16 protein-coding genes are annotated in these 23,550 nt (G+C 68.4%); 4 read left to right on the top strand and 12 right to left on the bottom strand.

Annotation, left to right across the window (positions count from 1 at the left end; genetic code table 11):
* Positions 1-103 precede the first annotated feature (103 nt).
* The gene (locus ABNQ38_RS12135; RefSeq protein ID WP_174469987.1) at positions 104-538 is read left to right on the top strand and encodes a CBS domain-containing protein; all 435 of its coding nucleotides are present in this window, start codon (positions 104-106) and stop codon (positions 536-538) included.
* An 81-nt stretch (positions 539-619) separates the two neighbouring features.
* On the opposite strand, the gene ABNQ38_RS12130 is transcribed toward ABNQ38_RS12135, so the two are convergent.
* The 5 genes from ABNQ38_RS12130 to ABNQ38_RS12110 form a co-directional block, all read right to left on the bottom strand.
* Positions 620-1,273, bottom strand: a complete 654-nt coding sequence (locus ABNQ38_RS12130; RefSeq protein WP_377807088.1) for a response regulator — start codon at positions 1,271-1,273, stop codon at positions 620-622.
* A gap of 429 nt (positions 1,274-1,702) precedes the next feature.
* Positions 1,703-3,493: an acyl-CoA dehydrogenase C-terminal domain-containing protein gene (locus ABNQ38_RS12125; RefSeq protein WP_377807087.1), complete on the bottom strand. Its 1,791-nt coding sequence runs from the start codon at positions 3,491-3,493 to the stop codon at positions 1,703-1,705.
* 16 nt (positions 3,494-3,509) lie between these two features.
* Entirely contained in the window at positions 3,510-5,849 is a 2,340-nt protein-coding gene (locus ABNQ38_RS12120) for a 3-hydroxyacyl-CoA dehydrogenase NAD-binding domain-containing protein (RefSeq protein ID WP_377807086.1), read from the bottom strand.
* A 26-nt stretch (positions 5,850-5,875) separates the two neighbouring features.
* A complete protein-coding gene (locus tag ABNQ38_RS12115; protein WP_376962286.1) occupies positions 5,876-7,012 on the bottom strand; it encodes a thiolase family protein in 1,137 nt (378 codons plus the stop codon).
* A complete protein-coding gene (locus ABNQ38_RS12110; protein WP_377807085.1) occupies positions 7,009-7,500 on the bottom strand; it encodes a MerR family DNA-binding transcriptional regulator in 492 nt (163 codons plus the stop codon). Before ABNQ38_RS12110 ends, ABNQ38_RS12115 begins: the two co-directional genes overlap by 4 nt.
* Before the next feature lie 336 nt (positions 7,501-7,836).
* Between ABNQ38_RS12110 and ABNQ38_RS12105 the strand changes: the two genes are divergently transcribed.
* Positions 7,837-8,025, top strand: a complete 189-nt coding sequence (locus tag ABNQ38_RS12105) for a hypothetical protein (protein WP_098738052.1) — start codon at positions 7,837-7,839, stop codon at positions 8,023-8,025.
* Positions 8,026-8,082: 57 nt separating this feature from the next.
* Here the strand turns inward: ABNQ38_RS12105 and ABNQ38_RS12100 are convergent, their stop codons facing one another.
* The 3 genes from ABNQ38_RS12100 to ABNQ38_RS12090 form a co-directional block, all read right to left on the bottom strand.
* Positions 8,083-12,876, bottom strand: a complete 4,794-nt coding sequence (locus tag ABNQ38_RS12100; protein WP_377807084.1) for an alpha-2-macroglobulin — start codon at positions 12,874-12,876, stop codon at positions 8,083-8,085.
* Positions 12,877-13,063: 187 nt separating this feature from the next.
* The gene (locus ABNQ38_RS12095; protein WP_377807083.1) at positions 13,064-14,722 is read right to left on the bottom strand and encodes a sensor histidine kinase; all 1,659 of its coding nucleotides are present in this window, start codon (positions 14,720-14,722) and stop codon (positions 13,064-13,066) included.
* Positions 14,723-14,886: 164 nt separating this feature from the next.
* Positions 14,887-16,050, bottom strand: coding sequence for an aminotransferase (locus tag ABNQ38_RS12090; RefSeq protein WP_377807082.1), 1,164 nt, complete (start codon positions 16,048-16,050; stop codon positions 14,887-14,889).
* Positions 16,051-16,254: 204 nt separating this feature from the next.
* On the opposite strand from ABNQ38_RS12090, the gene ABNQ38_RS12085 reads away from it, so the two are divergent.
* Positions 16,255-17,274 carry a purine-nucleoside phosphorylase gene (locus tag ABNQ38_RS12085; protein ID WP_377807081.1) on the top strand — a complete coding sequence of 340 codons (1,020 nt, stop codon included), beginning with the start codon at positions 16,255-16,257 and terminating at the stop codon, positions 17,272-17,274.
* 52 nt (positions 17,275-17,326) lie between these two features.
* Here ABNQ38_RS12085 and ABNQ38_RS12080 read toward each other — a convergent pair whose 3' ends face one another.
* The 4 genes from ABNQ38_RS12080 to ABNQ38_RS12065 all read right to left on the bottom strand — a co-directional run bounded on the left by ABNQ38_RS12080 (position 17,327) and on the right by ABNQ38_RS12065 (position 22,227).
* Positions 17,327-17,617 (bottom strand): hypothetical protein, encoded by a 291-nt coding sequence (locus ABNQ38_RS12080; RefSeq protein WP_377807080.1) that lies wholly within the window; start codon positions 17,615-17,617, stop codon positions 17,327-17,329.
* A 143-nt stretch (positions 17,618-17,760) separates the two neighbouring features.
* Complete coding sequence (locus ABNQ38_RS12075; RefSeq protein WP_098738057.1) at positions 17,761-18,240, bottom strand: hypothetical protein; 480 nt, start codon at positions 18,238-18,240, stop codon at positions 17,761-17,763.
* Between the two features lie 116 nt (positions 18,241-18,356).
* Positions 18,357-20,132: an SLC13 family permease gene (locus tag ABNQ38_RS12070; protein WP_377807079.1), complete on the bottom strand. Its 1,776-nt coding sequence runs from the start codon at positions 20,130-20,132 to the stop codon at positions 18,357-18,359.
* 70 nt (positions 20,133-20,202) lie between these two features.
* Positions 20,203-22,227: an AsmA family protein gene (locus ABNQ38_RS12065; RefSeq protein ID WP_377807078.1), complete on the bottom strand. Its 2,025-nt coding sequence runs from the start codon at positions 22,225-22,227 to the stop codon at positions 20,203-20,205.
* Between the two features lie 219 nt (positions 22,228-22,446).
* On the opposite strand from ABNQ38_RS12065, the gene ABNQ38_RS12060 reads away from it, so the two are divergent.
* Entirely contained in the window at positions 22,447-23,550 is a 1,104-nt protein-coding gene (locus ABNQ38_RS12060; RefSeq protein ID WP_377807077.1) for a hypothetical protein, read from the top strand.

The following is a 23,550-nucleotide window of genomic DNA, read 5'->3' as shown; positions in this document are numbered from 1 at the left end:
TTGGGGGAGGCAGCCTTTTTTCTTTTTACCGTCAGCCTTGCGGATTGTACGGTCATTCCCATGATTCCGATATAGGGGTCATCGGAAGGGAGGCCGTACCGTCATGCATGTTGCAGCCGTTTTGAAGCGCAAGGGCAACAGGATCGTCTCTGCCGCACCGGACGACAGCGTTGCCGCCGTCACCCGCCTGCTGACCGAGCATCGGATCGGCGCCGTGCTGGTGATCGATGGCGACGGGCAGCCGGTCGGTATTCTGTCGGAACGCGATGTCGTGCGGGCAATCGCCCGCAACGGTGCCGCGGCCCTGGACGGCCCGGCCGCGAACCTGATGACGCGCGAGCTGATCACCGCCGCCCCGACCGACACCGTTGCCGACATGATGGCGGTGATGACCGAACGGCGCATCCGCCATGTGCCCATCGTCGAGGCCGGCCGGGTGATCGGCGTCATCAGCATTGGCGACGTGGTGAAAGCCCGCATCGACGATGCCGAGCTGGAGGTCGAGTCGCTACGCGGCTACGTCGCCGGCATGGGCTGACCCGGCTCCCGCAGCCTGAAAAGCAAACGCCCCGCCGGATCGCTCCGGCGGGGCGTTTGCTTTTGCTCGGAAAGAGCGGCGTCAGGCCGAGTGTGACTGCGGGAAGGCCATCGCCGCCTGGGTGCGGTTGCGCACGCCCAGCGACTTGAAGATCGCCGTCATGTGGATCTTCACCGTGCCTTCGGACAGGCCCAGCTCGTGGGCGATCTGCTTGTTCGACTTGCCTTCGCGCAGACGGTCCAGCACCTCGCGCTGGCGCTGGGTCAGCAGCTGTTCCAACTGCGGATCGGTCGGCGGAATGAGCGAGCCGCCGCCACGCTGGTCGGGCTCGTTCCCCTCGCGCAGAACCGTCGCCGGGACATAGACGCCGCCGGAGAAGATCAGGTCGAGCGCGCTCAGCATGATCTTCACGCTGGACGATTTCGGGATATAGCCGGCAGCGCCGTTCTCCAGCGCCTCGCGCACGTCGGCATGCGCTTCGGACGCGGAGATCACCACGACCTTCGCGTTCGGCTGCCGGTCGCGCAACATGCCGATGCCGGAAAAGCCGGGCCATCCCGGCATGCGCAGGTCGGTCAGGACGAGGTCATAGGCCTCGTCCTTCGATGCCGCCATGTCCAGAAGCTCATCGAAATTGCTTGCCTCCGCAAAGGCGGCATTATCTCGAAGCTGCTCAAGCAGACGGCGAAGACCTTCCCGAAACAGGACGTGATCATCACCGATCAGGATCTTCATCGCTCTAACTCCTGAACCATGCTGCCCCTCCGAAAGACGCCCAAGGGGCTCGAGAAAAGGAGGGGGTTGTCGCCACCCGCATATTCCCTAAAATCCAAAGGATATAGCAGGCACCGGCCGAACGTAATCTCTGTTGAGATGTAACACGCAGGGACGATGACCGACAACCGGAAATTAACTTTTGTCACCGCTCCGAAGGCCTAGGGGACAGGGACCGCACTTCCCACCCGTGATATTCCCAAAGAGCTATGACAATTTTGGGTCACTGTGCGAATGCGCCGCTGGATCTGCGGAAAGCGCGCAAAAAAAGAGCCGGTCCGGCACCATTTCAGTGCACCGGACCGGCATTGAAGTTGCGCGTCCCGGAGGACGGACGGATCAGGGATCGACCGGTCCGTCACAAGGACGGACCGGGGATCGACAAGTCCGTCAGAAGGCGGCGTCTTCCAGTTCCATCAGCGGCTTGGCGCCGGCGGCGATGGTGATGAACAGGCTGTTGGTCTGCGGCAGCAGCTTGGTCATGTAGAAACGCGCGGTCTTGATCTTGGCATCGAAGAAGGCGGCATTGCCCTCCCCAGCTTCGAGCCTGGCCTGCGCCTTCTCCACCATGGTCAGCCAGGTCCAGCCCAGCGCCACCAGCCCGAACAGGCGCAGATAGTCGCTGGCGGCGGCACCGGCCTCCTCCGGATCCTTCAGGCCCTTCTGGGCGATCAGGGCGGTGGCCTGCTGCAGCTTGGAGAAGGCCTTGGCCAGCGGCATCACGAACTCGCCCAGCTCGTCCTTCTCCATCGCCGCCTCGATGTCGCGGCCGACGGGGTGGAAGAAGTGGCGCAGTAGGCGGCCGATGTCCTGCGGCAGCTTGCGCCCGACGAGGTCGAGCGCCTGGATGCCGTTGGTGCCCTCATATATCTGGCAGATGCGGGCGTCGCGGACATATTGCTCGACGCCGGTCTCCCAGATGAAGCCGTGGCCGCCATGAACCTGCACGGCGATGTTGGCCGAATCGAAGCCGATGTCGGTGAACAGCGCCTTGACGATCGGCGTCATCAGCTGGACGAACTCGTCGGCATCGCGGCGGGTGCGCTCGTCGGGGTGCTTTTCCGCCACGTCGAGCTTGTAGGCGGTCAGTGCGCCGAGCGCACGCGCCCCTTCGGTGAAGGCGCGGGCGGTCAGCAGGTTCTTGCGCACGTCCGGATGGACGATGATCGGGTCGGCCGGCTTGTCCGGTGCCTTCACCCCCGACAGCGAGCGGCCCTGGAGCCGCTCGCGGGCGTAGTTGACGGCGTTCTGGTAGGACACCTCGGCCAGCCCCAGCCCCTGGATGCCCACGGCCAGACGGGCCGCGTTCATCATCACGAACATGGCGCGCATGCCCTTGTGCGGCTCGCCGACCAGCCAGCCGGTGGCGTCCTCGAAGTTCATGACGCAGGTCGACGACGCCTTGATGCCCATCTTGTGCTCGATGGAGCCGCAGGCGACGCCGTTGCGCGCCCCCGGCGTGCCGTCGGCATCGGGCATGAACTTCGGCACCAGGAACAGGCTGATGCCACGGGTGCCGGCCGGGGCGTCGGGCAGACGGGCCAGCACCAGATGCAGGATATTCTCGGTCAGGTCATGCTCGCCGGCCGAGATGAAGATCTTGGTGCCGGTGATCCTGTAGCCGCCCTCCCCGTCGGGCACCGCCTTGGTGCGGATGATGCCCAGGTCGGTGCCGCAGTGCGGCTCGGTCAGGCACATGGTGCCGGACCAGGTGCCGTCGACCAGCTTGGGCAGGAAGCGCTGCTTCAGCTCATCGGACCCGTACATCGCCAGCGCGTTGTAGGCGCCGAGCGACAGGCCGGGATACATGCCGAAGCTGAGGTTGGCGGAGCAGATGAACTCCTCCAGCATGGTGTTGACCAGCTTCGGCAGCCCCTGCCCGCCATAGGCCGGGTCGCAGGCCAGCCCCTGCCAGCCGGCTTCGATGTAGGTGGTGTAGGCTTCCTTGAAGCCCTTCGGCGTGCGGACCTCGCCATTCTCGAAATGGCAGCCCTCGCCGTCGCCGGACTGGTTCAGCGGGAACAGCACCTCCTCGCACAGCTTGGCGCCTTCCTCCAGCACCTGCCCGACGAGTTCCGGCGTGGCGTCCTCATAGCCCGGCAGGGCCGACAGCTTGTCCAGACCGACGATCTCGTCCAGGACGAAGCGCACATCCTCAAGCGGAGCCTTGTAGATCGGCATCTCTCGTTCCTCCCCCTCAGTTCCGCAGCGGCTTGCCGGTGAGCAGCATGTGCTCGATCCGGTCGATGGTGCCGCCGGTGCGCACCAGACCCATGAACGCCTCGCGCTCCAGCCGCAGGATGTGGTCCTCGCCGACCGGCTTGGAGATGTCGGCCTCCTCGCCGCCGCTCAGCACCTCAGCCAGGGCGGCGCAGACAATCTTGTCGTGCGGCGTGACCTTGCCCTGCAGGGCGAAGCCCTCCACCGCCAGTTCCATCGCCGCCTTGGCGCTGGGGCCGGGCAGGACGTAGCTGGTGGTCTTCTCCGGCGCGGTGTAGTCGGCTGCCAGTTCCAGCGCCTTGGCCTTGGCGTCGGCCAGCAGCCGGTCGCGGTTCATGGTGATGCCGTCGCTGGCGCGGAAATACAGCAGCTCCTTGGCCTCGGCCGCCGACTTGGCGACGGTGGCGGTGCTGATGATTTCGAAGGCCTTGGCGATGCCGGGCATCGGACCGCGCGGCGCCTTCGGGTTGGCCTGATGGCGGGCCAGCATTTCGGTGCAGCCACCCCAGGCCGGGATCAGCCCGACGCCGACCTCGACGAGGCCGACATAGGTCTCGGCATGGGCCTGGACATGGTCGGAATGCAGCAGGATCTCACAGCCGCCGCCCAATGCCATGCCGCTGGGGGCCGCCACCACCGGGAAGGGCGCATATTTCAGCGCGCGGTAGGTGCGCTGGCCGCCCTCCACCATCTCCTCGATCTGCGGCCACAGGCCGATGTTCAGCGCGAACAGGGCAAGACCGAGATTGGCGCCGACCGAGAAATTGTCGGCCTCGTTGTGGATGACCAGCGCCTTCCAGTCACCTTTCCCGTCGCCGATCAGGCGCATCGCCTTCTCGTAGGCGGCCATGATGTCGGCATCGACGGCGTTCATCTTGCTGGTGAACTCGACGCACAGCACGCCGTCTCCGATGTCCCACAGGCTGGCCGAGCCGTTCTTCCACACCGGCTTGCCGGCGGCGCGCTTGATGTCCGACAGCAACAGCACGCCGTCCGGACGCACGACCGTGTCGTAGACGCCGGCAGTGGTCAGGTGCTGGAGCTTGCCGCCCTCCACCCGGTAGAAGGGACGGCCGGCGGCGGTCTCGACCAGCGCCGGGACCGGGATGCCTTCGGAGCGGCACAGCTCGGCGAACCAGTCGGTGCCCAGCCGGTCGATCAGTTCGAACGGCCCCTGCTTCCAGTTGTAGCCCAGCCGCATGCCCTCATCGACGGCGACGATGCTGTCGGCGATTTCCGGCACCAGGCTGGCGGCATAGGCCAGCGTCTGCGCCAGGACGCGGCGGGCGAAGCGGCCGCCCTTGTCCGGATGCTCGCACAGCTTGCGCAGATCGCGGCCGGCGGCGGACACGCTGTCCAGCCGGGCCTTCTCCGACGGGGCATACTCGCCGGTCCGGAGGTCGACCGACTCCTTCACCTTGCCGCCGCCGGCCTTGTTGATGCGGTAGAAGCCGCCCTTGCCCTTGCGGCCGGTATAGCCCTCGGCGATCATCTTCGTGATGACCGGGTGCTCGCGCATCTGGCCACGATAGGCGTCGTTGGCCGGCAGGGTGGCCGACATGCTCTTGGCGATGTGCGGCATCAGGTCGAGCCCGACCAGATCCATCAGGCCGAAGACGCCGGTCTTGGGGATGCCCATCGGACGGCCGCCGACGGCGTCCGCCTCCTCCACCGTCAGGCCGAGATCGACCGCGGCATTCACCGCCGCCTGGATCCAGAAGACGCCGATGCGGTTGGCGATGAAGCCCGGCGTGTCCTTGCAATGGACGACGCCCTTGCCAAGACGGCGGTCGCAGACATCGGCGATGGCGGCCAGCGCATCGGCGCGGGTGCCGGCGCCGCCGACGATCTCCAGCAGCCGCATGTAGCGCGGCGGGTTGAAGAAGTGGGTGATCAGGAAGTCGCGGCGGAACTGCTCGCCCTGCCCCTCGGTCAGCACCGCCAGCGGAATGGTGGAGGTGTTGGATGACACCACCGAGCCCGCCTTGCGCACCGGGTCGATGCGCTTGTAGAGGTCGGCCTTGATCGCCGGGTTCTCGACGATGGCCTCGACGATCCAGTCGACGTCGGCCAGCAGGTTCAGGTCGTCCTCAAGATTGCCGGGCGTGATCAGCTTGGCGTTCTTGGGATGCATGAAGGGAGCCGGATCGGTCTTCAGCATCTTGGCCACCGCACCCCTGGCGATGGCGCTGCGGTCGGCACCCTCCTTGGCGGGGATGTCGAGCAGGACGCAGGGGATGCCGGCGTTGGCGAAATGGGCGGCGATGCCCGCACCCATCACGCCCGCACCGATCACGGCGGCGCGTTCGATCTTCATGGTCGTTTCCTCCCCGATCCCGTTCGTCAGACCGCTTCCAGGATGGTGGCGATGCCCTGGCCGCCGCCGATGCACTGGGTCGCCAGCGCGAACTGCTTGCCTTCGCGCTTCAGCAGGGCCGCGGCCTTGCCGGTGATGCGGGCGCCGGTGGCCCCCAGCGGATGGCCGAGCGCCAGCGCGCCGCCGTCCGGGTTGATGCGGGACGGGTCGATGTCGAGGTCGCGCATGCAGGCGATGGCCTGGGACGAGAAGGCCTCGTTGATCTCGATGATGTCGATGTCATTGATCGACAGGCCGGCGCGGGCCAGCGCCTTGCGGGTCGCCGGGACCGGGCCCAGCCCCATCAGCTCCGGCGCGCAGCCGGCGACGGCGACCGAGCGGATCTTCGCCAGGATCGGCAGGCCGTTGGCGCGGGCATATTCCTCCGTCGTCACCAGCACGGCGGCGGCGCCGTCGGTCAGCGGCGAGGAGGTGCCGGCGGTCACGGTGCCGTCGGCGGTGAAGGCCGGCTTCAGGCCCGACAGGCTGTCGGCATTGGTGCCGGGACGGATGCAGCCGTCCTTGTCGATCAGGCCGGCCGGGGTTTGGATGCCGACGATCTCATCGGCCATGCGGCCGGCGGCCTGGGCCTCGGCGGCCTTGGCGTGGGAGGCGACGGCGAGCGCCTCCTGCTCGGCGCGGGAGATGGCGTATTTGCGGGCGACATTCTCCGCGGTGATGCCCATCGAGCAGTAGGCCTCGGGGTAGGAGGCCTTCAGCGCCGGGTTCGGCATCGGGTTGAAGCCCATGATCGGCACGCGGGTCATCGATTCGACGCCGCCGCAGAGGAATACCTCGCCGGCCCCCATCTGGATGGCGCCGGCCGCCTGATGGATCGACTGCATGGAGGAGCCGCAATAGCGGTTCACCGTGGTGGCTGCCGCGGTCTGCGGCAGCTTGGCCAGGAAGGCGATGCTGCGGGCGACGTTCAGGCCCTGCTCGCCCTCGGGGAAGGAGCAGCCGACGATCACATCCTCGATGTCGTCGGTCTTCAGGCCGGTGCGCTCGACCAGCGCCGCGAAGACGCGGGCCAGCAGATCGTCGGGGCGGACCTTGGTCAGCTCGCCCTTATGGGCGAAGGCGAAGGGCGAACGGGCATAACCGGCGATGACGACCGACTTCATGAGTGCTTCTCCTCCATGTCCTGCGTCTCCGTGATGCCGTTGCGGCGAAGATGCTCGGAGATCTGGGTGTCGATGGTGCACAGCTCCGCCAGCGTCTGCTGGACGTCGGCAAGCTGCTGTTCAAGTGCGGAAATCCGGCGGCGCGCGATGGAGCGCATGTACCGCATCTGCTCGATCTGGGCGTCGTCGGTGTCGTAGAGGTTCAGGAAATCCTTGATCTCGGCCAGGCTGAAACCCAGCCGCTTGCCCCGGCAGATCAGCGCCAGCCGGGCGCGGTCGCGGTGGCCGTAGACACGCGCGCTGCCACGGGCGCTACCGAGCCGTTCCGGCGACAGCAGCCCCTCATCCTCGTAATGGCGGATGGTGCGGTGGGTCAGACCGAACTCCCCGGCCAGTTCGCCGATGGCGAGCCGCGGACCGGACAGGCAGCCATCGCTGTCCCCCTCCCCTGTCTCCATCGCGCCGTTGCCGAACGAAAGCCGATCCACTCCGCTTGCTCCCTTCCCTGACGTTTACGTAAAGGTAAGGTCGATGCCGCTTGCTGTCAACAGACTTGTTGACCATGCCAACCAGTTGACAGGCCAGCAGGCAGGCCCTGTCCAGCCACCAATAGGTGCGGCGCGCCCGCACAGTGACAGGATGCCACGCCCCGGCACTCCCAATAGCTGTGGCAGGCTTTGCGGTGAACGCGCGCGTCCGCCCCATTCCCCTATCGGATGTGGGAAGCGGAGGCGGCGAATAACAGACGGCCGGAAGGCCGTGACGGCTTCAGGGCGGGTTTTGAAAGTTTCGGGCGGATCAGGACAGGGGACAGGAGACAACCCATGTCGGCGCGCGCCATCGTATCGTTGGGCGTCTGGATACTGGCCATGGTGCTGATCGGCACCATGACGGTCGGCCTTGCACTGGCCTTTTACCTGATGCTGACCTTGGCTTTCGCCGTGGTGGTCGCAGGATTGACCCTGCTCGCCCGGCGGCGGGACAGCCACCGGGGCGAACAGAGCTACCTTTAGGCATCGTCAGCTCGTTTGGGGGCGCCGTTGCCGGCGCCCCTTACGCCTGTGCCTGCCTCACTCCGGCAGCACGCGCAGCCGGGAGGCGGCGGTGCGGGCGGACAGGTGGGGACGCTGGAGATCCTGCACCTGGGCGCCGGGGGCCGCGAAATCGCCGGGGGTGACGGCGCGGACCAGATAGACCAACCGGAAGCGGGGCGCCGCCTTCGGCAGGTCGACGGCGGCCAGGAAGCGATCCTCGCGGAACTCGACATTGCGGGCCGACGACAGGTCGCCCAGCCAGGACAGCTTGCCGAGTTGGCCGCTGTTGGCGAGCCGGACATTCTCGATCTCGAAGCCGGCCGGCAGCGGATCGCTGACCATCACCGAATGATCGAGCGGGTCGCCGACTTCGCCCTCCAGGATCACCACCAGCAGGTCGTTGTGGCGGATGCCGGCCGGATCGACCGGACGGCCGGCCATGTCGAACAGGCGGCGGCGGATGGTCATCCCCTGCTCCTCCGCGCCGGCCGGCTGGTCGGGCACGCCCGTCACCGAGACGATCTGCCGGACCTCGCCGCCCAGATTGCGGATGGCGGGCGGGGCAGCGGGATCGACGGCCAGGATCTGCGGCTTGGCGTTCTCCACCGTCTGCTCGCCGATGGCGAGCTTCATCGGAGCGGCGCGGTCGATCAGCGCCTTGGACGCCAGCAGCAGCCAGGCCTGCTCCTGCAGGTTGGTGGTGCGGACGGCGGCGAAGGTCTTCGCCACGCGTTCGGCGGCCTGGAAGATGCGGTCGCGCTCCACGGCACCGCTCTCCGCCATCAGGAAGACGACGCCGGCCTCGTCCCGCAGGGAGGAACCCTGGTCGCGCAGGCCGGCGGTCACCATGCGGGCGCCGGACAGCTTGGAGAAGGCTTCGGCCGCGCCCGGCTGGTCGCCCAGCACGGCGGTCGCCGCAGCGATCTGCGCCCGGGCGAAGTCGGTCGGCAGACGGTCCCAATAGTTCTCGCGGAAGTACCGCACCGCACCGGCATCGATCATCTTGGCCCGCGCCAGCACATGGAGCGCATAGGCGCGGCCCGGCAGGTCGGCGGTCTCGACCCAGGCGTTGTCGATGGCCTGCTTCAGCCAGTCCAGACCCTTGCGGTAGGGCTGGTCGGGAATGCGGTAGCCCGCCGCCTTGGCCCGGCCCAGCACATCCACCGCATAGGCGGTCAGCCAGGGATCGAGATCGCCCTTCGGCGACCAGGGGGCGAAGGCGCCGTCGAGGCGCTGGAAGGTCAGCAGCCGGTCGATGCTGCGCTGGACGCGCGCCTTGATGCGGTCCTCCGGCGCGATGCCGAGGCCGGCAGCGACGTCGCTCAGCGACAGCAGCGGCAGGATGCGGCTGGCGGTCTGCTCCGCTCCACCGGCGGCGGTGCGGTCGAGCGCGAAGAGCAGGCCCGGCACGTCCAGGTCCGGCAGCGGCGCGACCTCCGCACCGACCGCGACGGTTTCCGGCCGCAGGCCGGCGGTGATGTCGGCCGGAACGGTCAGCCCCTTGTCGGTCGGCAGGGCGGCGACGTTGCGGCGCGACACCGGCGGCGAGGCCGGGCGCACCGTCACGTCCCAGCGGCGGGTGACGCGCACGCCGTCGGGACCGGTGACATCCAGCGTGACATGGCCGGCCCCGACCGCGGTGGCGGTCAGCACACGGCCGGCGGTCGCCCGCTTGCCGCGCACCAGCTTCGGCACGGCCAGTTCAATGCCCGGCTCATTGCCCGAGTCGCTTTGGACAATGGAGACGGCGCCCTCGGCGGTCAGCGTCATGCGGTAATCGCCGGACGGGCCGCTCAGGTTGTCGAGCGACAGCAGAACCTGCGCCGAATCGCCGGGGGCGAGGAAGCGCGGCAGCACCGCGTCGGCGACGACCGCGTCGCGCACCAGCATCTGGCTTTCGGCCTGGCCGATCCGCCCTTCGCTCCAGGCCACCGCCATCAGGCGCAGGCGCCCCTGGAAATCGGGCAGGTCGAAGGGAACCGAAACCTTGCCGTCGGCGCCGACGGTCAGGATGCCGGAATAGAGCGAGACCACCCGTTCCGACTTGGGCGGAACCATCCCGGAGATCTGGCGCAGGCGCGGCGTCGGCTGCACCGGTGGCCGGGCGGCCTCCAGGCTGGCCGGGTCGATCAGGCGGCCGTAGGAATCGCGCAGTTCCACGGTCAGCGGGCGCTTGCGCAGGTAATGGCGGGCCGGATCGGGCGAGGGCTGGTCGGTCAGCTGCATCACCGATTCGTCGACGGCGGCCAGCGTGACGAAGGCCTGCTTGCCTTCGGCGACACCGTCCACCGTGATGTCGGCGGTCATGGCGCGGCGCGGTTCCGTCTCCGCCGGGGCGGAGAGCCGGACGTCCAGCGTGCGCGGGGCCTTGTCCATCGCCAGCCAGGCGAGGCCGACGGCGCGGCGCGGCGGCTTCTTCGACTGCGGGTCGGAGGTGGCGAAGGCGGTCGCCAGCACATGGGCGCCGCTGGTCCAGCCCTGCCCGACCGGGATTTCCAGGAAGGCGCCCTGCGGACCGATGGCGCGGGTGACGGCATAGCTGACGCCGCGATCGGCCACCGCCACCAGCACCTGGCTGTCATAGGGCGGCTTGACGAAGATCCAGGCGCTTTCGCCGGAGCGGTAGGCCGGCATCATCACCGAGACGTCGACCGCGTCCGGCCGGTCGCCGGCGGTCGGGGTCATCCACCAGCCGGCGGCGAAGCGGAAGCTGCTGGCGACGCCGGTCTTGGGATCGAACACCTCCAGCCGGTAGCGGCCGGCGGCGACCGGGGTCTCCACCGAGGCCGGGGCGGCGGCCTGGGCCGACAGCGACCCGCCGGTCACCCGCTGGTCCTTCACCGTGACCTTGTAGTCCCAGCGGCCGTTGGCCTCGTACCACGCGTAGTCGTATTCCTCCTCGAACAGCTCGTAGGAGAGGTCGGCGCGGTCGGTCGGCTTGCCGTCGGGGCCGACGGCGATCACGTCGAAGCCGGCGGTGGCACCCTCCGGCACGCCGTCGCCTTCGAAGCGCGGCTTGATGCCGACGGCGAAGGGCTGGTGGCGCACCGGCAGCACGAAATCGCGGCCGACCGGGCGGCCGCCGATGTCGAACAGGGTGGCGCGCACCACCGCCTCCAGCGGACGGGTGCTGTCGGGCGGACGCGGCAGCTTGACCTTCAGGCGGGCGGAGCCGTTGGAGTCGGTGATGAAGCCCGGCAGGTCGGCGCGGGCCGGCTTCACCTCCTCCTGTACCAGACCGAAATGGTAGCCCGGCAGGTTGGGATAGGGGTTGTTGGCGGCGCGTAGCGTCACCGTCAGCTCGCCCGGCAGGCCGGAGGCTGGCGCGCCATAGAGATAATGGCTGTCGAGCGCGATGTCGGCCTCGCCGTCGGACGCCAGCTCCGTTGTCGGGGAGGCAAGCGCCACGTCCAGCCGCGGCGGCACGAAATCCTCCAGCAGGAACTCGACCCTGCCGATGGCCGGGCCGTCCGGCTCGGCATGGGCGGTGACGACCCAGTTGCCGGGATAGGCGTTCAGCGGCAGGTCGATGCGGGTGGCATAGCCGCCGGCCCCGCTGTCGGCCAGGCTGCGCCGCTCCACCTCGAGGCCGTCGGGGCGCAGGACGCGGATGGTCAGCTGCTTGCCGGCCGGCGGCGGGTTGAGGTCGGCGTCGCGCAGCAGGGCGGTCAGCTGCACCGTCTCGCCCGGCCGGTAGATGCCGCGCTCGGTGTAGAGATAGGTGTCGAGTCCGCCGGCTGCTGGGCGGACGACGCCGACCGGTTTGTCCTGCGCCTCGGCCGGCGGGGCGCCGCCGGCGGTCAGGTCGAGAACGGCGAAGTCGCCGTCGCCGCGCGCGGCGAACAGCGCCTGGACGGGTTCGGCCCCGGCGGCGCGCAATGCTGCGAGGTCGAAGCGGCCGAGCCCGTCCTCGCCGGTCTGCAGGCGTCCCAGCTCGGTGCCGTTGCGGGCGACCAGACGCAGCTCCACCCCGGCAGCGGGTGCCGCGGTCTGGACGGAGCGGGAGAAGACCACCAGCGAGTCGTCGCCGAGGATGGTGTTGAGGCCGAGGTCGGAGACGACGAACCACTGGGTCGCCTTGCGGTCCCAGCCGCCCGGCTTGATCTCGTCGGCACCGGCGATGGCGACATAGACGCCGGGGTCGAGCTTGCCCAGCACGCCGTCGATCGGGAAGGCGGTGGTGACGGTGCGGTTCGGCTGGTTGCCGATGCCCATCTCGCCGCGCCAGACCTCCTGGCCCGACTTGTCCAGGATCTCGCCGATGTCGTAGTCGGTCATCTGCTGGGTGATGCGGCCGAAATAGATCTTCTCGACCAGCGCGCGGTCGGCGATGCGCAGGACCTGGAGCTTCGCCCGGTCCAGATTGATCGAGCGCAGCGGCAGTCCTTCGGCGCCGACGCGCGGCAGGATGTAGCCGGCGCCGCGGAAGGCCAGCGACGGCTTGCGGTTGGGCACCTGCACCTCGCGGGTGTCGGCGGCCGGCAGGCGCTTGCCGTCGGCGCCGGGCAGCCCGTCCTTCAGCGTGACGCGGTAGCTGTCGCCGTGGCGCAGACCCTCGACGCAGAGCGTGCGGTCGCGGGCGATGGCGGCACCGTCGACCGCCGGCTCCACCGTGACATAGTCGCGGTAGTTGACGGCGCGCGAGCGCTCCAGCCGGTCGGTGAAGGTGAAGCAGGCCTGTGGCGTATCGCGCTCCGCCACCACCTCGACGCTGGATACGCCGAAGGGCACCGGCTCGGCCGGCGGGTCGGCGGCGAAGGTCTGGGATACGGTGAGCGTGCCGGAGCACGCGGCAAGAACGGCACAGACACGCGCCAGCGCACGCAACATTATAGACAGGCCCCAATTCCGCGGGTGGATCCGAAGGCACGCGGCCGGGGACAGCCCTGGCGTCGGCTCGGACCTGGATAAAACCGGCGCGGAGTATGCCCAAGCGGCAATGGTTTCGCCATGGCTTTGCGGCGCCGGCACGAAGATCGCTTTGATCGCGCGCCGGAAATGGGAGCCGGCGGCAGGGTCAGGCGGCGAATTCCAGCGTGACCTGGCTGCCCTGCCCCGGCCGGCTATCGATGCGGAGGCTGCCGCCATGCGCCTCGATCAGCGACTTGACGATGGGCAGTCCCAGGCCGGTGCCGCGGCCGGGCTGGGTGGTGAGGGCGGAGGTCTGTCCGAAGGGAATGGAGGCCTGCCGCAATTCCTCCGCCGTCATGCCGATGCCGTTGTCGGTGACGCGGACGACGCAGCGGCCACTCACCCCGCGCGCGACGCTGACCAGCACGCGCCCGTTCTCGGGCGTGAATTTCAGGGCGTTGCCCAGCAGGTTCAGCAGCATCTGCTTCAGCGCCCGCTCGTCCGCGCGCACCAGCGTGGGCGACGGCGGGCGGTTGATCTCCAGCCGGATCGACTTCTGCTCGGCCTGGGGAGCGACGATGCGGGGCGCCCATTCGGCGGCGGCGACCGGGTCGACATCCTCCATCAGCAGGGCGAACTTGCCGGCCTGGAGGCGCGACAGGTCGAGGATGTCGTCGATCAGGGTCAGCAGATGCTGGCCGGAGGCATGGATGTCGCGGGCATAGTCGGCATAGCGCGGACCGGCGTCCTGTCCGAACATCTGGTCCTTGATGATCTCGGAAAAGCCGAGGATAGCGTTCAGCGGCGTGCGCAGCTCGTGGCTGACACGGGCGAGGAAATCGCGGTTGACCGCCAGCGCCGCCGCCAGCCGTTCGGCGTTGCGCTGCTGGACCAGCAGGAAGGCGGCGACCAGCAGGATGGAGACGCTGAGCAGCGCCGCGATGATCCGCATCTGCCCACGGAAGCCGGCGACCGCGGCGTCGATGTCCTTCACCGCGATGCCGACGACGAGGATCAGCGGGTAGCCCTCGACCGGCCGGTAGGCGTAGGCGCGGCGGATGCCGTCGGCGATGCTGTCCTGCCAGAAGACACCGCTCAGCGACTGCTGGACCGCAACCCACAGGTTGGAGCCATTGCTGTCGAGCCCGATGGAATCCTTTCCGTCCTTGGAGCCGCGGGCGCGGATGACCCGGTCCAGCCCGACCAGCGTGACCACACCGTTGCGGCCGACATCGGCCTGCCGGTAGAAGCCCGAGAGGTGATCGGGATCGACATTGGCGACCGCCACGCCGGCGAACTCGCCCGCCGCATCCTCCAGCCGCCGGGAAAAGCGCAGCAGAGGCTGCCCGGTCGCCGAGCCGTTGAAGGGCAGGCCGATCTTCATCAGCGACCGCCCCTCCCCCTGGTGATAGGCGATCAGACCGCTGCCCTCCAGCCCTTCGGGCGGCCCCATCCCCTCGCTGCGGAAAAGCTGGGCGCCGTCGGGACCGAAGACGCTGAAGTGATGGATCAGGCCGGTGTCGTAGAGCCCGTCGTCGATGATGCGGCGGGCGCGGGGCAAGCCGCCTTCGGCATAGCGTTCGGCGAAGGAGCGCAGCGTGGTGTCGACGTCATGCACGGTGCGGCTGGTGCTGCTCTCATAGGCGCGTGCCGTCGTCTGCGCATTGACGATGGCCTCCCGCATCTGGCCTTCCAGCATGGAGGACGCCATCACGGCATAGCCGACCCACACCCCGGCCAACGCCAGGGCGGTTGCCGTCAGGATGCCGTTCCGAATGGACAGCAGCCTAACGGAGGGGAACCGAAAGGTCGGGAGACGTGGCATGCCCTGCGCTCCGCCGTTCCACCGCCCCCCGCATCCGGTCCGCAGTGCCGATCCGTAACGTCCGGCGCGATGCGGCGGGGGTGGAGCCGATCATCGCACCAATCGGTTAAGACTTGTCAAATGTCCGAACTGTTTGTCTACCTACCAATTGTGCCCGTGGATTTCTATTTTGATACGAAACGGTGCCGCAGCCGCTCGATGGCGGTGTCGAGCACTTCGTCCTTCTTTGAGAAGCAGAAGCGCACGACGTTGGTCGGCGCGTTTTCCACGAAGAAGGCGCTGACAGGGATGGCGGCGACCTTCGCCTCCGCCACCAGCCAGCGGCAGAAGGCCTGATCGTCACCGTCGAAGCCGAAGCGCGAGATGTCGGCGGCGACGAAATAGGTGCCGGCGCTGGGCAGCACGTCGAAGCCGACCGAGGCGAGCCCGGCCGACAGCCGGTCGCGCTTGGCCTGGAGCCCGGCGGCGAGCCCGGTGAAATAGCCCTCCTCCTTGCCCAGCCCGTAGGCGACGGCGGTCTGGAGGTTCGGCGGGGTGGTGAAGGTCAGGAACTGGTGTGCCTTAGCGACCGGCTGCAACAGGTGCGGGGCGGCGGTGACGTAGCCGACCTTCCAGCCGGTTAGCGAGAAGGTCTTGCCGGCCGACCCGATCTTCAGGCAGCGGTCGCGCATGCCCGGCAGGGTCATCAGCGGGATGTGGCGGCGGCCGTCGAAGACGATGTGCTCGTACACCTCGTCGCAGACCGCCAGCGCATCGTGGCGCTGCACGAACTCGGCGATCAGCTCCAGCTCGGCCCGGTCGAAGACCTTGGCGGCGGGATTCAGCGGATCGTTGATCAGCACCAGCTTGGTGCGGGGAGAGAAGGCGGCCTCCAGGTCGGCGCGGCTGAAGCTCCAGTCCGGCGCCTTCAGCGAGACGAAGCGCGGCACGCCGCCGGCCAGCCGGACGATGGGCAGGTAGCTGTCGTACATCGGCTGGAACAGCACCACCTCGTCGCCCGGATCGATCAGGCCGAGCAGGCAGGCGGTCAGCGCCTCGGTCGCACCGGAGGTGACCATCGTCTCGGTCTTCCAGTCGACGTCGAGCCCGTAGAAGCGGCCGGCGTGGGCGGCCAGCGCCTGACGCAGATCGGGCGTGCCCATCATCGACGGGTACTGGTTCCACCCGGTCAGCAGCGCATCGGCCGCAGTTTGCAGCACGTCGGCCGGCCCGCGGTCGTCGGGGAATCCCTGGCCCAGGTTGATCGCGCCATGCTCCTCCGACAGGCGGGACATGACCTCGAAAATGGTGGTGCCATAGCTGGACAGCAGCGCGTTGCCCGACTTCACCGGAAAGCCTCCTCATGCGAACGGACGCACAAGATGGCCGCTGCGGGGCGACGCTGTCCAGTGCCCGCTTCCGCAGGGCAGACCGCAGAGGAGCGGTTGCTGGCGGTCGGCGAAATCGTTTGGACTCCCACCGAGCGATGGAGACGGCCATGGTATGGCTGTTGCATACTCAGGTAAGTTTCTGTCCCAAGGAGTGTAATTCCGATGTCATTCTCTTCCCGCTGCCGCGGTGCCGCCCTGTCGGCCCTGGTCCTGTTCGGGCTGGCCGGTTCCGTGCAGGCTGCGGAACCGATCAAGGTCAAGGTGTTCGTCGGCTCGATGTTCGAGATCGGCAAGAACACCGGCGACCGCGCCGGCGAGTTCCAGCACTGGTACGAGCGCTATTGGCAGACGGCCGAGCCGATCGCGGTGAAGGGCGCGCTGAACCCGGTCTACTGCAACGCCGACGGCGTCTGCGGATCGGTGCTCGGCATGGGGAAGGTCAGCTCGTCGGCCTCGATGCAGGCGATCCTGCTGAACCCGCAGCTCGACCTGTCGCAAGCCTATTTCATGGTCACCGGTGTGGCCGGCACCCCACCGTCGCGCGGCACCATCGGCGAAGTGAGCTGGGCGACCTGGGTGGTCGACTATGACCTCGGCCACCGCTGGGCGCCGGAGGAGAACAAGCCGGGCGAGCCGACCTTCATGCCGCGCAAGGGCTACGAGGCGGTGCGTCTGTTCCCGATGAACCCGGCGCTGGTGTCCTGGGCGATGCGCCTGACCGCCGACACGCCGCTGAAGGACAGCGACTCCGCCCGCGCCTACCGCAAGCGTTATCCGCAGGAAGCGGCACAGCGTGCTCCTTTTGTGGGCACCGGCACGCACATGACGGGCGACACCTTCTTCCACGGCCCCGGCATGTCGGCCCAGGCGCAGTATATCGCCAAGCTCTATGGCGCGGACGACTACGTCATCACCGAGATGGAAGCGGCGGCGATCACGCTGGTCATCAAGCGGCTGCAAGGCTCCGACCGGGTGATGAGCCTGCGCGGCGCGGTCAATTTCGACCAGGGCAACCCGAACGAGACCACGCTCCAGCACCTCGACCCGAAGCCGGGCGAGACCGCCGGTGGCTTCGCCGAGACGGTGGAGAATGTGGAGCTGGTCGGGTCGCGGATGGTCGACCACATCGTCGGCCATTGGGACCAGTGGAAGGACGGCGTTCCGGCCCTGCCCGCTCCCTGACGGACGGACTCGTCAGCGCCTGCCGGGAAACCGCCCGGCAGGCGCCTGCGAGTCACTCACCGTAAATCTTGCGCAGGCGGCGGTTGCGCAGCTTCAGCCGGATGCGTTCGACCGGGCTGAAGATGCGGGGATAGCGGCGCTTGCCCCGTACGAACAGACGGCGGGCGTCGGCGGAGTTGCGCAGCACCAGCACGCCGCCGAGCAGCATCACCGGCAGGCCGCCGGGACCGGGCAAGGGGGCGATCAGCAGGCCGAGCAGGATGATCGTGCATCCGGCGCCGATCAGGGCCAGCTGTCGCACGCGCGCGAAAGGCAGCGTCTGGGCGGTATCGGGAGGACTCATCTGCGGTTCGACAGGCTCCAAGCTTTGCGTTCGTCCGCATATGGGCCTGGGGGAGCGGCTCGAAAAGGCCCCCCTCCCCTTTGCAGGTGTGGGAACGCGTCTTCTCCCGTCCCGGAAGGGGGCTGGACTCAATGCCCCGATTTTCAATGCAGCGTGCGCATCGGTTCCGGCGGCGCGGCGCGCAGGCGGGCCGGGTCCAGGCGGCTGAGGGCGGCGTCGCGTTCGGCGGGCTTGGGTTCCCAGCCGAATTCACGGATCAGCTGGTCGCGGGCGGCGACGGCGCGGCGGGACAGGTGGGCGCATCCGTCCGGCGCTTTGCCCCGGCTCGGCGGCGGGCAGCGGCGGTCGGCGCAGCTTTCCAGCATCAGGCGGATCATCCGCTCGCGCTTCGCGGCGTCGACATAGCCCATCTGGTCGAAATAGAGCTTGGTGAAGGCCAGTTCCGTGACGCGGGCCTGGGCTTCGCGGTCACCGACGATCACCGCCGCCACCACCTCCACGCAACGGCCGGCGAAATGCGGCAGCGGCGCGGTGCCGTCGTCGGCACGGTCGAGCAGGCGGCTCGGCAGATCGACCAGCCGGCCGGTCACGTCCTTCACCAGATAGCGGCGCCACACCGACATTTCCGCCTCCCGTCAGGCTTCAGCCCCGATGCGAAGCCTACACCAGACGGAGGGAACACGGAACCGGTCATGAACACACGATCTCGTGAACGGTCGGGTTCCGGCGCGCCTCGGCCTCAGCGCGGCACCAGCGGCCAGAAGATCGCGATGGCCGTCGTGCCGAACACCACCACCATGATCGACAGCGGCAGGCCGAGCCGCCAGTAATCGCCGAAACGGTAGCCGCCGGGGCCCATCACCAGCGTGTTGCACTGGTGGCCGATGGGGGTGAGAAAGTCGCAGCCCGCCCCGATCGCCACCGCCATCAGGAAGGCGTCGGGCCGCAGCCCGAGATGGGTGGCGAGGCTGGCGCCGATGGGCGCCATCACCAGCACCGTCGCGGCGTTGTTCAGGAAGGGCGTCACCGCCATCGCCGCCACCATGATCATCGCCAGCGCCCCCGCCGGCGGCAGGCCCTGCGACATCTCCGACAGGAAGCCGGCGATCAGTTCGGTGCCGCCGGTGGTGCGCAGCGTCTCGCTGACCGGGATCAGGGAGCCCAGAAGCACCAGGATCGGCCATTCGATGGCCTCGTAGGCGTCGCGCAGGCTGACCACCTTCAGGGCGGTCATCGCCACCGCCGCGCCGAAGAAGGCGATGGCGACCGGCACCAGCCCGGTGGCGACCAGCGTGACGGCCAGCCCCAGCACCGCCACCGCCGCGGCGCGCTTCGGCGTGCGGCCGATGGCGAGGTTGCGCTCGGCCAGCGGCAGGCAGCCCAGTTCGGCCAGCGTGTCGGAGACGGCGGCCTGCCGGCATTGCAGCACCACCAGATCGCCCGATTGCAGGCGGATGCGGCGCAGCCGCTGGCGGATCGGCCTGCCGCGCCGGCTGAGCGCCACCAGATTGGCGCCGAACCGCTCGCGCAGGTTCACCTCCTCGATGCTGTGGCCGATCATGGCGGAACGCTGCTCCACCACCGCCTCGACCACGGCGATGTCGTCCTCGTTCTCGACCCCCTCCTGGTCCTTGTCGTGCATCATGCGCAGGCCGGCGCGCTTGACCAGATCGCCCAACGCCGTGGTGTCGCCCTCCAGCACCAGGATGTCGTCGGCGAACAGCACCCAATGGCCCGACGGGACATAGCGGCGGTAATTCTCGCGCACGATGGCGGCGACGGTCACCTCGTTCTCGCCGAAGGTCTCCAGCTCCGCCACCGTGCGGCCGACGAACTGCGAGCCGGCGGGCAGCCGCGCCTCCGCCGTGTAGTCGTCGATGTTGAAGGCAGGACCGGCCCCCGCCGCCCGCCCCTTCGGCAGCAGCCGGTAGCCGACCGTCAGGAAGGCGACGCCGACCAGCGCGATCACCAGCCCCACGGGGGTGAAGTCGAACATGTGGAAGGGCTCGCCCGTCATCTCCGCCCGCACGCGCGACACGATGATGTTGGGCGAGGTACCGACCAGAGTCATCAGCCCGCCCAGCAGCGAACCGAAGGCCATCGGCATCAGCAGCATCGACACCGGCGTACCGCTCCTCCGCGCGACCTGCAAGGCGATGGGCATGAAGATGGCCAGCGCGCCGATGTTCTTGACGATGGCCGACAGCAGGGTCACCGCCCCGGCCAGGACCGCCACCTGGGTCCAGACGCCGCTCATCCGCGCGGTCAGCGGGCGCATCGCCGCCTCCACCACGCCGGAGCGGCCGACGGCGGCGCTGACCACCAGGGCCGATCCGACGATGATGACGATGTCGTCGGAAAAGCCCTGGAACGCCTCCTTCGCCGGCACGATTCCGGCGGCGACCGAGGCCAGCAGGGCGATCATCCCGACAAGGTCGTAGCGCAGCCGGTCCCAGATCAGCAGCGCGATCACCGCGCCGATGATCCCAAACGATAACATCTGGTCGATGGTCATTGGGAAAGGCAGCGTCCTTATCCTGTAATCCGGAGCCGGATCGGACAAAGGAACGCGGTTCTGCGTTCGGTCAGCGCGCCGAACCCGACGCCTTTCCGTCCCCGCGGCCATTGCCCGACTTGCCGGATGCCGCTGCCCCCTTGTCGGGTGACCGGGCATCCTGCACCAGTCGGCCGCACTGTGGCTGTTCCTCGCTGCCCGGGTCAAGGAAGGGCAGCACGCCGGCCAGCGGGGTCAGCAGCACGCCCAGCGCCACCGCCGCAGCACCCCGCGCCGCCGACTCGGTGGGATCGACGCCGATGTCCGGGTTGCCCAGCGTGCCGCCGACCAGCACCGGGACATGGGTGGCGAAGACCTGCGGCGACTTCGAATCGCCGACGATGCGCAGGTCGAGCGCCTCGTTGCGCAGGCTGATCCGGCCCTTGCCGGTCACCAGCGTTTCCGGCGTGTCGAGCACCAGCGCCTCGACCTGGGCGACACCGTTCTGCACCGACATATTGCCGACAAGGCAGTTGAAGGGCATCGGCTTCGACCCGGAAATGACCACGCCCAGCGTTTCCAGGATGTTGGTCTTCAGCCCCTTGACCGCGAGGCTGGTGACCCGTCCGCCGTCCACCGCGACGCCGATCTTGCCGTCGGAGCTGCCCAGCAGGTCGGCCACCGTCTTACCCGAGCCGGCGAGTTGGATGCGCCCGGCCACCGTGCCGCCGATCTGGCCCGCCAGGGAGGTTTCGCTGAAGAAGGTGGACAGCTTCATCGCGCGGATGTCCAGGTTGGTGCGCATCGCCGGCACCTTGCGGCTGCCATCCACCTGCACCGTGCCGGCGATCCGCCCGCCGCCGATGCCCAGCGACAGCGGATCGAAATGCAGATCGCCGTTGGCCAGCCTGACCCGCATGTCCAGATCCTGAAGGGGGGCGAAGGGTGCCTCCACCCGCTTGCCGCGCAGGCGGACGTCCATGTCGGTGTTGCGCAGCATCTCCACATTCACCGGGGTGGCGGGGATGACGCGGCCGTTGCCGCGGGTCGGATAGTCGTCGCTGCCGCGCGGCGAGGCGCCGATCAGGCCGGCCAGATCCTGGGCCGCCAGCCGGTTGGAGGTGAGGTCGGCCTTCACCATCGGCCGCTCCCCATTGGTGTCGACCGACAGGTCGCCGGACAGGTCGCTTTCGCCGACCTTGCCGTTCATGCCGTGGAAGGCCCACAGGCCCCCTTCGCGCGACAGGTGGCCGGAAATGGAATAGGGCCGGGTCTTCGGCGTCGGGATGCCGAGGATCGGGAAGATCTCCGCCAGATCGTTGCCGCTGAGCGCCAACGACAGGTCGACGCCCTCCAGCTTCACCGGCTCGGCCACCGACCCTTCGATGCGGCCCTTGGTCTTGCCGACGGCGGCATCGATCTTCAGCGGATAGGGCTTGGGATCGTCGCGCAGATAAAGCAGCGAACCGCCCTCCACCGCCAGGGTGAAGGGCTTGCCGGCGAAGTTGCCCTTGCCGTTCAGCTGCACGGTGTCGCTGTCGTTGTCGCCGGTCGCGGTGTTGATGCTGTTGTCGATGTCGATGTCGCCGGTGGGGTCGCGGTAGCGAAGCCGCCCGTCGGCGATCAGCAGCCGCTCGATCACCGGAATGTCGCCGCGCTTGTCGGGGGTCGCAGCCTCCTTCGCCACCGCCTTCTCGGCATTGGGCGGGCCGAAATTCCAATTCGCCTCGCCCTTGTCGTTCTTTTCCAGGATCAGCTTCGGCCCCTGGAATTTCAGCTCCGGCAGTTCCCAGTTGCCGCGCAGCAGCGGCCAGAGACGCAGCGAGGCGTCCAGCGCCTCGATCTCCGCCATTGTTCGGTCCTGCGCCCAGTCGGCATTGGCGACGCGCAGCCCTTCCAGATGGATGCGGATCGGGTTGCCGAGATGCACGCGCAGGTCGCCGTCGATGGCGACCTCGCGGTTCAGCGCCGCCGAGGCGCGGCGAGCGACAAAGCCGCGGGCGTCGTTCCAGTCGAACAGCAGCACCACCGCGCCGACCCCGACGACGACGAGACCGACGAGGCCCAGCAGGCCGTAGCCGATCCATTTGAACACCGATCCCGCACCCGCTTTCATCCCCCTGCCCTCCACGCACCGTCCCTTCCCCTGACAACGGACAAGGGGGCGGAACAGCGAAGGCCGGAAGCAGGGAGTACCGCAAGAGATCCGTTCCGACTCTCCGAAGGTTATATATTCCATTGGCGCTTATATTGGATTTAACGCAAAATTCAGTATCGCAGCGCCGTAATCCAACGACGCCCCGCCCCCACCCCGCAGCCAGGGCCGCAGGACAAGATGCGTTCTCTGACCAATTTCGCCCCGTCCACCTTCGAAGAGCGCGGCGCCGCCGTGGCCTTCACCACGCCGGTGCTGGCGCAGACCCGCGTGCGCAAGGACAGCCGCGACCAGCTGGAGGTGCTGGTGCCCAACCTTTCGGAAGGGCGCGGCGTTTATGTGGTTCCGTGGAAGTCGCTGCCGCTGGCCTTCCCGATGACCGTGCATGACCGGATGCTGCACGATCTGATCGCCAAGGCCGACGGCTGCTCGCCCGACGACATCCGCAAGGCGGTGCTGGAGGCGGCGCGCTGCGGGCTGGCCGGCGGTGGTGCCGTGGCGGCGGCGGAAGCGGCGCTGAGCGACGACGAGGACCAGCGGCTTCTGATCAACTACCAGCTGATCGTCGAGGCGCTGAAGGCGGTCGGCCTGGAATCGACGGAGATCCTGAAGGTCGGCCTGACCTCCGCCGCAGGGCAGAAGCTGACGCGCGACCTGATGATGAAGGCGGCGCAGCGTCTGGCTCTGGAACCGAAGGAACTCTATGGCCGCATCGCCGAGCTGGCGCTGATGATGGAGGCCATCGGGCTCGCCAGCTCGCCCAAGCCGGCGCGGCTGCGGCGGCTGATGCGCGATCTCCAGGGCTTCCGCGACAGCATGACCGACTGGGCGACCGACAACGTGTCGGAAGCGGCCCCCATCGGCGGCTTCTGCGCCGAGGTGGCGGAACATACGGTCAACCATGCCCGCAACGTCATCGGCCAGTTCGATCAGGCGATGGCGTCGTTCGAGGTGCTGCTACGCCAGTGGGAGACCAAGCGCCCGCAGATCCGCAAGGCGTCGAGCCGGCTGTCCTGGCTGCTCGACGGCTGGGAATATCTGATCCTGCTGTGGAACGACGCGCTGAGCCAGGACCGCTACACCCAGGACATGGCCGTCCACGACATCTTCCGCGTCATCCCCCTGCTGCCGAAGGACGAGGGGCGCGCCGACCAGTCGATGCTGGCGGACAAGCTGACCAGCAGCCACAAGCGGTCGGTGCGCGCTTATGTCGACTGGCGCAGCGGCCAGCTCGACGTCGATCTGGTCATGCGGATCGAGACGATCAAAGGGAGAGCGGCCTGA

Origin of the sequence: Azospirillum sp. A29 (genome assembly GCF_042604625.1) — a bacterium.
Classification (GTDB): domain Bacteria; phylum Pseudomonadota; class Alphaproteobacteria; order Azospirillales; family Azospirillaceae; genus Azospirillum; species Azospirillum palustre.
Note: the sequence above shows the minus strand (reverse complement) of the source record. Positions and strands in the feature narration are given on the sequence as shown.